Genomic DNA, 14005 nt, shown 5'->3' on the forward strand with positions numbered 1-14005 from the left:
AACGCGGTACGACCTCAGACCGCAGCGCTACCATCGCGAGCAAGCTCAGCTCCCACAAATACCTGCCCCACCACCAAACCCAGAGCAAGACCAAATATTACCCACAAGCCACCCTCCCCTCCGACCAACCGTTGGTCACCTAAAAATCTCCACCGCAAAGCCATTCCCCGCCACAGCCCCCGCTATCCAAGGCATAGAGAAACATTGACCGCCATCAAGCTAAAAACGCATACCGCAAATGCGTCGCAACGACACATTGCCGGACAGCCTCACGACCTATATGCTGTGTTTCGAAATATGAAAAACACTACATAAGGGATTTCCGCCGCATTTACGGCCGTATCTTCTCCTCTGAGAATGAACCCGCAAATGCAGAAGAAAATAACGAAAATCCTTCCTCAAACTCAGTCATGGATAAACAAGTGTCGGGCGAAATCTGTATAATCCCGCGCTCGCTCCAAGGTACTCAAATGACCCTTTGCCCACGCAATGCCGTCTTGCCTGAAAGCCACCTTGAGTCCCCGTTTTGCTCGCCTGTAAGGCCCCAAAGCCGCGGCAGCAAATCCATTGATCGACCCGCTGCACCACCATCAGGTCGATCCTGAGTAAAACTCGAAAATTCCGTTGCCAGCGTCATCCATTCGACGCAGGCACTACATCCTTTGAAATTCAGGAGCTTCCACCATGCTGAGCTGGGACGAATTCGATAAAGAAGACGGCGAAGTAGCCACCAAAGCAACCAACGCCGGTCACGCCAACGAAGCCAACATGGACCGCCTCGACAGCGCCGGTGGCGCCGCAGCCACCGAAGCTCGCGCCGTTACCGAGAAAGACTCCCCTGCCCTGATCCGTGCCAAAAAAGCACTGGACGCACTGGACGTCGCCGAAGGTCTGGCTGAACTCGAAGGCGCCAGCGCCCGCGTTGCCGTTGACGAAAAAATGATGATCAACTGCCGCGCCGACCTTAACCAGCTCGTGCCATTCAAGTACGACTGGGCGTGGCAGAAGTACCTGGACGGTTGCGCAAACCACTGGATGCCGCAAGAAGTCAACATGACCGCCGACATCGCCCTGTGGAAAGACCCACAAGGCCTGACCGACGACGAGCGCCGCATCGTCATGCGCAACCTGGGCTTCTTCTCCACTGCCGACTCCCTGGTTGCCAACAACCTCGTACTGGCCGTGTATCGCCTGATCACCAACCCGGAGTGCCGCCAGTACATCCTGCGCCAGGCCTTCGAAGAAGCGATCCACACGCACGCTTACCAGTACTGCATCGAATCGCTGGCCATGGATGAAGGCGAGATCTTCAACATGTACCACGAGATCCCATCGGTCGCGAAAAAAGCCGCCTGGGGCCTCAAATACACCCGTTCGATCTCCGATCCGAAGTTCGAAACCGGCACCGTCGAAACCGACAAAGAACTGCTGCGCAACCTGATCGCCTACTACTGCGTACTGGAAGGCATCTTCTTCTACTGCGGCTTCACCCAGATCCTGTCCATGGGCCGTCGCAACAAAATGACCGGCGTCGCCGAGCAGTTCCAATACATCCTGCGCGACGAATCCATGCACCTGAACTTCGGCATCGACGTGATCAACCAGATCAAAATCGAAAACCCACACCTGTGGGACGCCGAAATGAAGGAAGAAGCCAGCCAGATGATCCTGCAAGGCACCCAGCTGGAAATCGAATACGCACGCGACACCATGCCGCGCGGCGTGCTGGGCATGAACGCCGCGATGATGGAGGACTACCTCAAGTTCATCGCCAACCGTCGCCTGAGCCAGATCGGTTTGAAAGAAGAATACCCAGGCACCACTAACCCATTCCCATGGATGAGCGAAATCATGGACTTGAAGAAAGAGAAGAACTTCTTCGAGACTCGGGTTATCGAGTATCAGACTGGTGGGGCTTTGAGCTGGGATTGATCATCACGGCCCCCACTTGTCACGAAGTATTGACACGTTGTCACGATGACTTAGCACTGCAGCCGACTCGTCTAAGCCTGACTTTTTCAGGCTTTCGGTTCGGGTTAGAGCTTTGACTGAAATAGCCGCAACAAAGCGCTGAAGGACTGAGCTGCGGCTATCTACAGATTCTGAAGGGGTGGTAAGGCCAAAATACTCACACAAAAACAAAGCAGGCGACGCGGCGCTTTTTTCGTATAGATGAGTTTACGAAGGAACGTATGCACGCCTCCAACATCCAGATTTATCGCCGGATTTTGAGGACAGGGAAGTTATGTGAAAAAAGCCAAGGCTTGCTACTTAAGTGTTATCAAGAAGCTGATATTTTTTCCATCGTCGACTTCACCAAGTCCAAGGGGGAACTATTGAGTGCTGCCGCCAGAGAAAAGATGGTAGCTAATGTCGGTTGGTGATGGCCTCGCTCCATTAGACTCACATAGTTGCGCTGCAACCCAGCCTGGGCAGCTAATGCTTCCTGCGTAACCTTCTGACTTAATCTCGCCTCACGCAAGACCTTACCAAATGCAACTGCGATATCCACTCACCCCTCCTATCAGAGGGGCACTGTGAGGTAGAGCGCTGTAATCGTCTTCACAGTATACTGTGAATATTTCGCTGATAAAGGAATCTAGATTTGTCTGAATTGATGATCGCGGTCGTAGACGAGTCAGGGCTTGAGGGTCAAGACATCTCAAAGTATTTGCATGGACAAATCGCTTTAGATCGATTCGAGCATGCAGGGACGCACCCGCTATTCATGATATTTCATTGGCACCTTAGCTCAACGGGTGCAGATCATAGCGTTTCGATCATGGATAACTATTTTAGGATGCGAGACTTCTTGGCAAAGAATTTAAACCATAAAAATCGTGGAATTGAGAAAATGTCAATAGTACTTCCTCCTGACCTTGCAAGCGGACGCGGATGGATCGTAGAGGAATTTGTAGAGGCTTTCATTGAAAAGAAGATTAAGGGCCGCCCCACACACATAATATACAAGACACTCTTGCACTCTTATAAGTATCTACTTTCAGATGCAGTTGACGCGCCACCCCCCGACCAGAGAGTAATATTAAAAAATATTTCTTCCTTTCCGAACAATCGCTATATCCCAAAGCCAAAAACATGGTGATCACAGAGTTAGAGTACGCAATAAACTTTAGACTATTAAAACTCGATTAACACCAATGAAGAATTTAATGACGGATTACGAGCAAGCGGTAAAGGCCCTTATAGAAGCCAAAAAAATTGTTATCTCAACAGGCGCGGGCATCTCACAAGAAAGCGGAATTCCAACGTATCGAGACGGACTCACAGGATTATGGTCCGGGCACAATCCACAGTATTTGGAAACAGCCAACGCATTTCGCGAGAATCCTCAACTAGTATGGGGATGGTATTTGTGGCGTCGGCAGCAGGTCGCAAAAGCGAAACCCAACGCAGGTCATATCGCTCTACGCCAAATGGCTTCTCTGGGGCGTAAGGTCTCGATTATTACGCAAAACATCGACGACTTGCACGAAAAAGCAGGCTCGAAAGAAGTACTCCACCTACATGGCAGCTTGGCTACACCGAAATGCTTTGCGTGCCACAGGCCTGCCGCCCTGCCGTCTGATAACCTACACGTGACAGATTTCGGTGCCCTGATCGAGCCACCCAGGTGTAAAAAATGTAATGGAAAATTGCGTCCTGGAGTGGTCTGGTACGGAGAAGACCTCCCCACTGGCGCCTGGAAGTCAGCGATGTCATTGATTAAAGATTGCGACGTTCTGGTTTCCGTTGGCACATCGGGGATCGTCACCCCGGCCTCGGACCTACCAGATATCGCGTTTGGGTTATACAAAACAGTGATTCACGTGAACACGATCGATCAGGGGGTGGGCGAAGACGAACTCCGCGAAGTCTCGCTGGTTGGTAAAGCTACTGAAGTCCTAGAAAGGCTCTATTCGATGATGCTAGAAAGGGCCTGAATCGCACGTTGCATGCTGGATAGCCCACCACACTGACGCTACAACAGGTAGTTGCATGATTCAATCTTTGGCGTACTGTTCATTGAAACGCTATTTGCGAGGGAGGCGTCGAATATGTGGGCTGCATCGAAGACTGCGATGATGTCGACAGGGTTTACGCAGTGTACGGAAGACCGCGATCGAAGCAGCGCTCAAGGCCTCCGATTTCCACTAGGGAGCAGCAGGTACTTACGGGGATTGTTGGTTCGCTTTTTAGCGAGCTGAAAGATGTTGTCTCCTGCCATGGCTATTGGCAGAGGGCAGGTTTACAAGCATGAGCGGTACCCACAGCGCCCACAGTACCCATAATGACTTCCGAAGCCGATGAACTAAACGGCAGCCAGTATAAAATCTATTACTCTGACTTAATCTGGCATGTAACCGGTACACCGCATGAGGGACGAGATACATCGCTCAATTTTAACTCAATCATTAGCTCGCAGGCGACTGAGGTCGTTCTTCACTCGCTCAAGGTACTTTTTACCTCCCGGTTATTTAACAAGTAGCTTTAAGATTTTTTCAACATCTTCAGCCAAAAGCAATCTTTGGGAACGACGTTTTAACATGCTGAAATCGCAACCGGTCAACGATTAGGTTATTTATTTTCAGGAAGCTTTGTGAATGTCTGTTTTTGAAATTTTGCCGCTTGAAGCAATCCGCCCCGCACGACTTGGCGCTTCACGCGCAGCAGCAAGGGAGGCAATGTCTTTGAATGGATTCCCGCTTGAACGAGCCTATGGTTGCGTCGATTATTTCTGCGAAGCTTCCATCCAGCTTGAGTACCGCCGTGGCGATGAAGTCCAGTTCATAGGCGTCTCTGGAAACTCTCAGATCAACTTCACGTTTAGAGGGGTCGATATTTTTTCTTTATCTGCGACTGAATTGTTTTCACTAATGGCTGACTCGGACGATTCAGGCCCCATGAGTTCCACCGTTATGAGTACTGCTTTCCGAACCAGACACTCACGTTTTGGAATGCTGATGAACAATATGATCGTCAACGCGGAGAGGAGCGTGAGGTGTGGGGCCAAGTCGGGATCGGCACTGGCCGGTCTTTTTGTCGTCGTTTCGTGCCTGCTCTGGCACAATCGGCGGCATGACTTTCTCGCCCAACCTCGACCAGATGACCCCGGAACAGCTGCGTGCCTTGGCGGCGCAGGCGTTGCAATTGCAGTCCCAAGTCGAGGCGATGAGCAGAAAGATCCAGAACGATGAAACCATCATCGAGCAGGTGACCTACGAAATCACCCTTCTTAAACGCCACAAGTTTGCCAAGCGCAGCGAGCAAATCAGCCCGGCGCAGGGCAGCTTGCTGGATGACCTGCTCGATACAGACCTTGAGGCTATCGAGGTCGAGCTGAAACAGCTCCTTCCAACTGCGCCACAGATCGAGCCACGGCATTCCCCGAAACGTGCGTCATTGTCACCGCAGTTTCCACGCACGGTGATTCGTCACAAACCAGAAAACACCCAATGCGCCAGTGGCTGTCAACTTCAACGCATCGGCGAAGATGTTAGCGAGAAGCTGGATTACGCGCCGGGCGTGTTTACCGTCGAGCAACATGTGAGTGGCAAGTGGGCCTGCCGTCAGTGCGAAACACTGATCCAGGCGCCGGTGCCGGCGCAGATTATCGACAAAGGTATCCCGACCGCAGGCTTGCTGGCCAACGTCATAGTGGCCAAATTTGCAGATCACTTGCCGCTGTAACGGCAGGAGAAAATCTATGGCCGCGCCGGATTGGAAAGTGCTCGCCCGACCCTTTATTGGTGCTATATGTGACAGAGACGCAAATGGTAATCCCCGGGTAGTGTATCGGCCATCTGCGGGGTATCTGGCTGCAACACTCTTGATAACTAGGGTTTAATTGATCCGGAAAGGCTAAAAGTTTTACTTGCGCCATCAGAAGATAGTCTTGAGCCCGCAACTAAGCTTCTTAGGCATAAGCCATGTCTAAACGCGCTTCTAATGAATGTGAGCAAAGTTGCGCATCACTATGGATTGCCCACGCCCTAATACCCTAATAATCAGTGCTCCAGCTGGAGACGTCGAATAAAAGAGGCCCTGATGACATGAGAGCGAATGACTGCTGGGAAAAGGTCCACAGCTTTTTCTGAAGCCCTTCATTATCTGCGCTTGTGCAATATGACTTAGCAATACGCTTACGATAAATCATCATCTGACCGGACGCTATCGCGAGCAAGCTCATCATACAGATATCGAGGTATCACTGAAGGGGCGCAGGACCTGTAGGAACTCATTGAGCGTTGCACTTTAGTTACAGACCAGCATCAAGTTGTACGCCGCCTTATCGCTCTCATCCCCCAGCAACGCTGCCCGCCGATGGAAATCCTCGGCCATTGCTCGGATCTCTGGTGTAGTGGCTGCGGCAAGGGTTTTACGGGCGACGCGCAGGAAATTCAGGTTGCCGTTTTCCAGCGCGACTCTCAGCCAAGCAAGCGCGTGATCAAGGTGACCTTGATCAGCAAGCACTGCGGCGTGGCTGAACTGCCCACGGAAATCCCCTCCTTCGGCCGAGCGGCGATACCAGTCGAAAGCCGCCTCGGGATTGGCCGCACAGTGCTGACCATCCTCCAGATAGCGCCCCAGCAGATTCATCGACTTTGCATGGCCCATCTGCGCGGCCTGCGCATAACAGCGCATGGCCTGCTGCTGGTTCTCGGCGACGCCGCGCCCGGTGGCCAGCAGATTGGCAAGGTTATACAAGCCCCAGTCCAACCCAGCCTTGGCCGCCTGTAGGTAGTGCTCGGCGGCTTTCGATTGATCGGCCGAGCAACCCCAGCCATGTTCATGGCAGCGGCCTAGCATGTTACGCGCCATGACGTGGCCGTTGCGCGCGGCTATTTCGAACCACCTCAATGCCAGCGCCTGATCTCGCTCGATGCCTTGCCCGTCCAGCAGGATCTGCCCCAGCAACGCCTGGGCTTCAACGAGGTTCTGCCCCGCAGCGGCAACGATGGCCTGGGCGGCTTTGGCCGGATTGGCGGCGAGCATCGCACGCAATTGATCACCGTCGAGGACTTCTTCGCGCTGCAGATTCCAGCTCATGACTCATACCTCGACCCAGCGGCGCAGCAGGTTGTGATAGGCGCCGGTCAATTTGACGACAGAAGGGTGATCGGGTACGTCACGGGTCAGTTGCTGAATGGCGTTGTCCATCTCGAACAGCAACGTCCGTTGACTGTCTTCTCGCACTAGGCTTTGAGTCCAAAAGAACGACGCGAAACGGGCGCCTCTGGTCACGGCACTGACTTTGTGCAGGCTAGTGCTTGGGTACAGCACCATGTCGCCCGCCGGCAGCTTTACGCATTGGGTGCCGTAGGTGTCTAGGATTTCCAGCTCGCCGCCGTCGTATTCGTCGGGGTCACTGAAGAACAGCGTGGCAGACAGATCGGTCCTGACCCGCTCGATGCTGCCTTTGGCATGACGCACCGCATTGTCGATGTGGAAGTCGAAACTGCCACCGGCGGTGTAGCAGTTCAGCAACGGCGGGAACACTTTGTGCGGCAAGGCGGCGGACATGAACAGTGGGTTGGCCCACAGACGCTCCAGCAAGGCGCTGCCGACCTCGAGTGCCAGCGGATGACCTTCCGGCAGTTGCAGGTTGTGCTTGGCCTTGGCTGACTGATAACCCGCAGTGACTTTGCCGTCGGCCCACTCGGCCTGCTCCAGCGCCTGGCGAATACGCACCACTTCATCAACATCGAACAAGCCAGGAATGTGTAAGAGCATGAACGCAGCACCGGTTTGGAGTCCTGAGTACGGGCTTGAACGACGGCCTACACCCCGAGACGTGAAAATATTGTAGAGAGAATGTGTATTGAATGAAATATTTTGCTAAATAGCAATCAATCCCAATTGCTGCCGGAAACTATTTGCAATATATTTCGCCGCCTCAACTCCTTGGGGAAGGAAATCATCCATGTCGCGTCAATCGTTACCATCTGTAGCTCACTCGCAACGCTCGCTAGCCTCAGCCGTCAGTGTTGCCATCGCTGCAATGTCCGCAGGCCATCTGGCCTACGCTGCTGAAAGCGCCGACGACAAAGTGGTTTCGCTGGGAGCCACCAGCATTAATGGCGAGCAGGACGCTACCTACAAGACCGAAGAGTCGGCTTCGAAGAAGTACACTGCACCGCTGCGTGAGACGCCGAAGAGCGTCACCGTGATCCCGCAACAAGTAATCCGCGACACCGGCGCCACCAGCCTCGCCGATGCACTGCGCACCACGCCGGGCATAACATTCGGCGCAGGCGAAGGTGGCAATCCAAACGCTGACCGTCCTATCATTCGCGGCTTCAACGCGGAAAGTGACGTGTTCATCGATGGCATGCGCGACGTTGCTGCGCAAAGCCGCGAGATCTTCAACATTGAATCGGTTGAAGTCAGCAAAGGCCCAGGCTCAGCGTTCACAGGCGCAGGCTCTACCGGCGGCAGCTTGAACCTGATAACCAAGGGCGCGCACCTGGGTGATGCCTACAACGGCGGTTACACCTTCGGCTCCGACCAGACTCAGCGCTACACCGCTGACCTCAATCAGCAGATCACCGATACTTCGGCGTTCCGCCTGAACCTGATGAAGCACGACGCCAACGTCGCCGGCCGCGATAACGTGGATGTCAGCCGCTGGGGCGTGGCGCCATCGTTTGCCTTCGGCCTGGGCACCGATACACGCGTGAAGCTGGATTACTATCACCTGGAAACCGATGATATGCCTGACTATGGCATCCCATTAACCTCCACTACCGGCCGCAGCAAGTACATCGTCGATAAGCCGGCCCACGTCAACGAAAGCAATTTCTATGGCCTGACAGGCCGCGACTACCGTAAAAGCAAGAACGACAGTGGCACGTTCCGGATAGAGCACGACCTAAACGACAACCTGACCCTGTCCAACAGCTTCCGCATGTCACGTTCGACCCTGGATTACATCGTCACTAACCCAGATGACAGCCGCGGCAATGTCGTCAATGGCTTGGTGTCGCGTTCGGCAAAGAGCCGTAACTCGACATCCAGCGGCTTCGTCAACCAGACGGATCTGGCCGCCAAGTTCGACACCGGCTTTATCAGCCACAGTTTGGTGACAGGTTTGGAGTTCTCTTATCAGGACACTCACAACCGCAACTACAACGTGCTGAACGCTAACGGCGGCACTATCGCCACAGGATGCACGGCGACGCTTTTGCGTTCCGGGGACTGCACAAGTTTGTCCAACCCAAGCCCGAAAGATGCCTGGAACGGCACAATTTCGGACAGCAGGGCTTTTACCGACACAGATACCAAGACCAGCGCTGCTTACGTGTTCGACACCTTGAAGTTCAACGAGCGGTGGTCGCTGAACCTGGGCCTGCGTTATGACGACTACGACATCCGCTCAAGCGGCTATGCTGTTGCTGGTCGTAACACCGTGGCCGGTAGCTTTAAACGCGAGAACACCAGCCAGCTTTGGAACTACCAGGTCGGGTTGGTCTTCAAGCCTTTGCCGAACGGTACCGTTTACGCGGCATGGTCAACATCCAGCAATCCTTCGGGTGAAACCAGCGGTAACGGTGGCTTGGAAATTTCGTCTGCCAATACCAACCTCGATCCGGAAAAGAACCGCAACTACGAGCTGGGCACCAAGTGGGACTTCTTCGGCGATGACCTGTCGTTGACCGCTGCGCTGTTCCGCACTGAAAAAACCAACGCGCGTATTACCGATCCGGATAACACCACATTCCAGGTTCTGGATGGCGAGCAGCGTGTTGATGGCCTCGAATTCACTTACACCGGCCAGATCACCAGCAAGTGGAAGGTCTACGGCGGGTACACCTACATGGAAAGCGAGCTGGTCAAAACCACACTGGCTGCGAACGAAGGCAATCACATGCCGAGCACGCCGCGTAACAGCTTCAACCTATGGTCAACTTACGAGCTGATCCCGAAGCTGACCGTGGGCGGTGGTGCAACCTTCGTCGACTCGCGATTCGGCAATGAAGCCAATTCGGTTGAAGTGCCTTCGTACTGGCGCTATGACGCAATGGCCAGCTACGCCCTGACCAAAAACGTCGACCTGCAACTCAACCTGCAAAACCTCACTGACAAGCGTTACTACGATCAGGTATTCACCACTCACTACGCGCACATGGCCCCTGGCCGCACCGCACTGATGAGTGCCAACTTTCACTTCTGATAAGGAAGCAGGATGTTAAAGCCCCGCTGGCCTTTTAGGTCAGCGGTTTTTTTTGTGTTTGGGAATGGTGATGTTTGATTGGAATGCATTTCCTGTGGGAGCTGGGCTCATAACAGGTCGTGATCAATGGCTACAACGAATAGCCACTTGAGCGCTACAACATTGTGCCGATCACTCGCGTGAAAATTATTCGGGGATTGGCAGAAGGTCTAAGCGTGGACAAGTCCGCTGGGGATGGTTGCCGTTCTGGGCGAAGGGGAAAGCCCCTAACCTATCAATGCGAGAGTCGAGACGATAACGACGGGAAAGCCCTCCAAGCGGCCTTGGCCAAATGGCATCGTCCTAGTACCAGCAAATGGTTGGTTTGAGTGAAATTTCCAAATTAGCATTTGTGAGTTTTTGTGGGTTTTTTTTTTCGTCGCTTTCTAATAATTTATCAGCGGTATACACGACGCGCTTAAACGACTCGAAGTTTATGCCAACTTCTTAAAAGGTTGGTTTTTTTCAAGTTTATCATGATGGCTTTTTGCCCGCAGTAATGAAGTTGAAATAATAATTGCATCTATAGCTCCTACAGAACACTGTCAGAGGGCCCTACGATAAGGGGAGATGGTGGCGGTGTTAAGTGAGCTAAGAAAACTGCACAGCGCAGTTTTGTCTCAAAATCTAGAATATTTTTATATCGGTAATCAATTAGCATTTCGCAACCAATTAATTTCCGTTTCGCACTCTCAGCGAACAAACTGCAGAGCTAAAAACCACTAACCTACCCACTCGGAGAAACACAATGAAAACCATGAATATCGCCGCCATTGCCATCGCGCTGTCTGCTGTTGCTGCAGGCTCCGTAATGGCGTCCGAAAAACCAGCAGCAATGGAGAAATGCTACGGCGTTTCATTGGCTGGCAAGAACGATTGCAAAGCAGGCGCAGGCACCACATGTGCCGGCACTTCGAGAACTGACTACCAAGCAAACGCTTGGAAGAACGTTCCAGCCGGGACTTGCACCTCAATCAAGACACCAAACGGCAACGGTACTCTTGAGGCAAAGTAACCTAGTGTATCAGGGCACACGTCGATCATGAGAAACTTTCAAAAGGTGGGCGCCGGACTTGGCCTGAAGGCAGAGCACTACGAGCAAGCACTCAATTGCACCGCCGACGGCTTATGGTTTGAAGTACATCCGGAAAATTACATGGTTGACGGTGGCCCACGACTGGCCTGGCTTGAAGCGATTGGCAGCAGGCATCCGCTGTCGCTGCACGGTGTATCATTGTCACTGGCGGCTGATTGCCCGCCGGACATGGCCCACTTGCAACGGCTCAAGATGCTTGCCGATCGCCTTCAACCAGCTCTGATGTCGGAACACCTGGCTTGGTCAACTTGGAGAGACCAGTACCACCCCGACCTACTTCCGTTTCCCCGCTCCCATGAAGCGCTGCAGCGGATCGTCGAAAATATTGATTGTATCCAGAACATACTTGGGCGCCGGATTGCGATTGAAAATCCGAGCCACTATTTAAAGCTTCACGGCCATGACTTCAGCGAACTCGACTTCCTTACCGAGCTGAGCCATAGAACCGGCTGTGGGCTGCTGCTGGACGTGAATAACGTTTTCATTAGCGCGCACAACCTTGGCTTCAACGCAGCTGATTATCTGGATGCCTTCCCGGCCAATGCGGTTATCGAAATCCATCTGGCCGGTCACGCCCCTGACCCTGGCGATTCGAGCTTGCTAATCGACTCTCACGACAGCCCGATCAGCGAGGTGGTCTGGTCACTTTATCAGCGGTTGATCAATCGCATAGGCCCACGCCCGACGCTGATTGAACGCGATGACCAGATCCCCACATTCGATGAATTGGTTATCGAGCGCAATCGGGCCCAGAACCTTCTGGACACGCACCGGCACTTGCAACTGGAGACTTCTTTATGACTCTGTCACTGGCCGGGTTTCAGGACGCCTTCATAAGCGCCCTGTACGACAGAGACTCCCAGAACTTGCCTGTTCTCACTGAGCAGTCGGGATTTCTGGTGTATCGCAACACCGTCATAAAAGGAGCCAGTGATGCCTTGCTGGCTAATTTTCCTACCGTCTTACGTCTGGTAGGAACGGAATGGATGCAGGCAGCCGCAGCGCTCTATGTCGGCCACTCACCGCCCACTGATGCGCGTTTGCTTGAGTACGGCAAAGGCTTCCCGGACTTTCTTGACGCCTTCGAACACGCCCAAAATCTGCCTTACTTGGGCAATGTTGCGCGCCTGGATCTGTTGTGGATTGAAGCCCATGGAGCTGTAGACCAACTCGCGCTTGATGTCGCCGCCTTTGCGGGTATACCCCCTGAGCTGCTGGCCAGCGTGAGGCTCGAATTGCGCGCCACATCACGCTGGAAATGGTTCTCAGAGCAACCCATCTACACGATCTGGCGATGCAATCGCGAACATATCGACGTGCCTGCCGAACTGAATTGGGTAGGGGAAGGCATTTTGATCAGTCGCATCGACGGGCTCATCGTTTGGTATGCCTTGAGCATTGGCGAGTGCGCCTTTTTGGACGCCTGCGCAGCTAATTTGTCATTGAAGCATGCTGCCGAATACGCGACACAAGCTCAGCCCGAGTTAAATCTAATGCGGATGCTCAACCGCCTGATCGCTGCAAACGTATTTGCCGCTAATTAAAAATTGGAGAATCCATGAATTTTTCTCGCTTGCTCAATCATTGGAACAGCCTCGCCGGTCACATGTATCGCCTGATCAATGACTCCACGTTAGCATTCGTGGCGCGGATCTCGATTGCTGCGATCTTTATCATGTCCGGGCGGACGAAAGTGGAGGGCTTTCTAACCATTACCGACAGTACTTACGAGCTGTTTCGCACCGAATACAACTTGCCCCTTATCTCCCCAGAACTGGCTGCCCATGTATCGGCATACGCCGAACATCTTTTCCCAATCCTACTCGCTCTCGGTCTGTTCAGTCGCCTCTCTGCATTCGCCCTCTTGGGTATGACATTGGTGATAGAGATATTTGTCTACCCTGATGCGTGGCCTACTCATTTGTCTTGGATAGGATTACTGCTGATTATTATCGCCAAAGGTGCCGGTAATATTTCGCTGGATAATCGATTTGGAATTCGATGAATTATAAAGCTGCCATATTTCATGCATATTATAAATTTGCTTAACACTAAAAATATAAGTTTAAAATTAGAAGGCAGATGCAGTGACCGATGTTAAATACAGTACTTCGATTTTCAGATGATAGCTAGGGACGCAGGGGTCCAGTTCATAATGATGAGTTCCCCTGTCACCTCTGCCTTGCCTTGCCTTGCCTTGCCGCTGATTAGTCGTGCTATAGCGAATGTCCAGGGTTTCAAAGTGGAAGCTATCGAACGCCCGGCGAATATCCGGATGGTCGTTGATGCTGACCATCACCTTACCCTTGCTGCGCCGCATAAAGTCGGCCATCCGCTCGTAATTTTCAAACGCAAAGTCGACACTATACGTTTCCGGGCGGGTCATCTTCTGCCATTCAAGATATGGCGTGAACTGAGTGCCCATTTGAACTGGCGGACAAACTCTTCAAAGTGATTTTGGACGACGCGATACAAGGTCACCAGGTCGCGGTTGATGTTCAGGACCTCAACGAGAGCCGCTTGGGGACGCATGAAATAGAGGGCCGTGCCTCCGGCGAATATTTCTACGTAGCATTCATGAGGCGGGAAAAGAGGTATGAGGCGGTCGGCAAGGCGACGTTTGCTGCCCATCCAGGGAACGATGGGATTTGCCATTAATTGCAAACCTTTACTGTATGGATAAACAGTTGCTAGACTTC

Annotated in this window: 11 protein-coding genes and 3 pseudogenes; 10 read left to right on the forward strand and 4 right to left on the reverse strand. The window is 52.9% G+C overall.

The window, feature by feature from the left end; genetic code table 11:
- Positions 1-684: 684 nt before the first annotated feature.
- The gene (locus AUC60_RS21565; protein WP_087272475.1) at positions 685-1932 is read left to right on the forward strand and encodes a ribonucleotide-diphosphate reductase subunit beta; all 1248 of its coding nucleotides are present in this window, start codon (positions 685-687) and stop codon (positions 1930-1932) included.
- 349 nt (positions 1933-2281) lie between these two features.
- Here the strand turns inward: AUC60_RS21565 and AUC60_RS21570 are convergent, their stop codons facing one another.
- Entirely contained in the window at positions 2282-2512 is a 231-nt protein-coding gene (locus AUC60_RS21570; protein ID WP_087272477.1) for a helix-turn-helix domain-containing protein, read from the reverse strand.
- A 658-nt stretch (positions 2513-3170) separates the two neighbouring features.
- Here AUC60_RS21570 and AUC60_RS21580 point away from each other — a divergent pair.
- The 3 genes and pseudogenes from AUC60_RS21580 to AUC60_RS21590 form a co-directional block, all read left to right on the forward strand.
- A complete protein-coding gene (locus AUC60_RS21580) occupies positions 3171-3941 on the forward strand; it encodes an SIR2 family NAD-dependent protein deacylase (protein ID WP_087272483.1) in 771 nt (256 codons plus the stop codon).
- Between the two features lie 660 nt (positions 3942-4601).
- Positions 4602-5195, forward strand: coding sequence for a hypothetical protein (locus tag AUC60_RS21585; RefSeq protein ID WP_238599618.1), 594 nt, complete (start codon positions 4602-4604; stop codon positions 5193-5195).
- Positions 5077-5685, forward strand: a pseudogene (locus AUC60_RS21590) (transposase); the annotation flags it as partial. The gene AUC60_RS21585 and the pseudogene AUC60_RS21590, both read left to right, overlap by 119 nt.
- A gap of 567 nt (positions 5686-6252) precedes the next feature.
- Here the strand turns inward: AUC60_RS21590 and AUC60_RS21600 are convergent.
- Together AUC60_RS21600 and AUC60_RS21605 are read right to left on the reverse strand one after the other, a co-directional pair.
- On the reverse strand, positions 6253-7047 hold the full coding sequence (locus AUC60_RS21600; RefSeq protein ID WP_087272489.1) for a tetratricopeptide repeat protein: 795 nt from the start codon (positions 7045-7047) through the stop codon (positions 6253-6255).
- 3 nt (positions 7048-7050) lie between these two features.
- Complete coding sequence (locus tag AUC60_RS21605) at positions 7051-7731, reverse strand: Fe2+-dependent dioxygenase (protein ID WP_087272492.1); 681 nt, start codon at positions 7729-7731, stop codon at positions 7051-7053.
- Between the two features lie 190 nt (positions 7732-7921).
- Between AUC60_RS21605 and AUC60_RS21610 the strand changes: the two genes are divergently transcribed.
- From AUC60_RS21610 to AUC60_RS21630, 6 genes and pseudogenes are all read left to right on the forward strand, one after another.
- The gene (locus AUC60_RS21610; RefSeq protein WP_087272493.1) at positions 7922-10171 is read left to right on the forward strand and encodes a TonB-dependent receptor; all 2250 of its coding nucleotides are present in this window, start codon (positions 7922-7924) and stop codon (positions 10169-10171) included.
- Between the two features lie 113 nt (positions 10172-10284).
- Positions 10285-10540, forward strand: a pseudogene (locus tag AUC60_RS28180) (SOS response-associated peptidase family protein); the annotation flags it as partial.
- Between the two features lie 418 nt (positions 10541-10958).
- Complete coding sequence (locus tag AUC60_RS21615) at positions 10959-11225, forward strand: BufA1 family periplasmic bufferin-type metallophore (protein WP_087272496.1); 267 nt, start codon at positions 10959-10961, stop codon at positions 11223-11225.
- Positions 11226-11252: 27 nt separating this feature from the next.
- Positions 11253-12107 carry an MNIO family bufferin maturase gene (gene bufB, locus AUC60_RS21620; protein WP_087272499.1) on the forward strand — a complete coding sequence of 285 codons (855 nt, stop codon included), beginning with the start codon at positions 11253-11255 and terminating at the stop codon, positions 12105-12107.
- Entirely contained in the window at positions 12104-12850 is a 747-nt protein-coding gene (locus tag AUC60_RS21625) for an HvfC/BufC N-terminal domain-containing protein (protein ID WP_087272502.1), read from the forward strand. Before bufB ends, AUC60_RS21625 begins: the two co-directional genes overlap by 4 nt.
- 14 nt (positions 12851-12864) lie before the next feature.
- Positions 12865-13311: a DoxX family protein gene (locus AUC60_RS21630; RefSeq protein WP_087272506.1), complete on the forward strand. Its 447-nt coding sequence runs from the start codon at positions 12865-12867 to the stop codon at positions 13309-13311.
- Positions 13312-13424: 113 nt separating this feature from the next.
- Here AUC60_RS21630 and AUC60_RS21635 read toward each other — a convergent pair.
- A pseudogene (locus AUC60_RS21635) lies at positions 13425-13961 on the reverse strand (DNA adenine methylase).
- Positions 13962-14005: the final 44 nt, after the last annotated feature.

Source organism: Pseudomonas caspiana, assembly GCF_002158995.1.
GTDB classification, from domain to species: Bacteria; Pseudomonadota; Gammaproteobacteria; order Pseudomonadales; family Pseudomonadaceae; genus Aquipseudomonas; species Aquipseudomonas caspiana.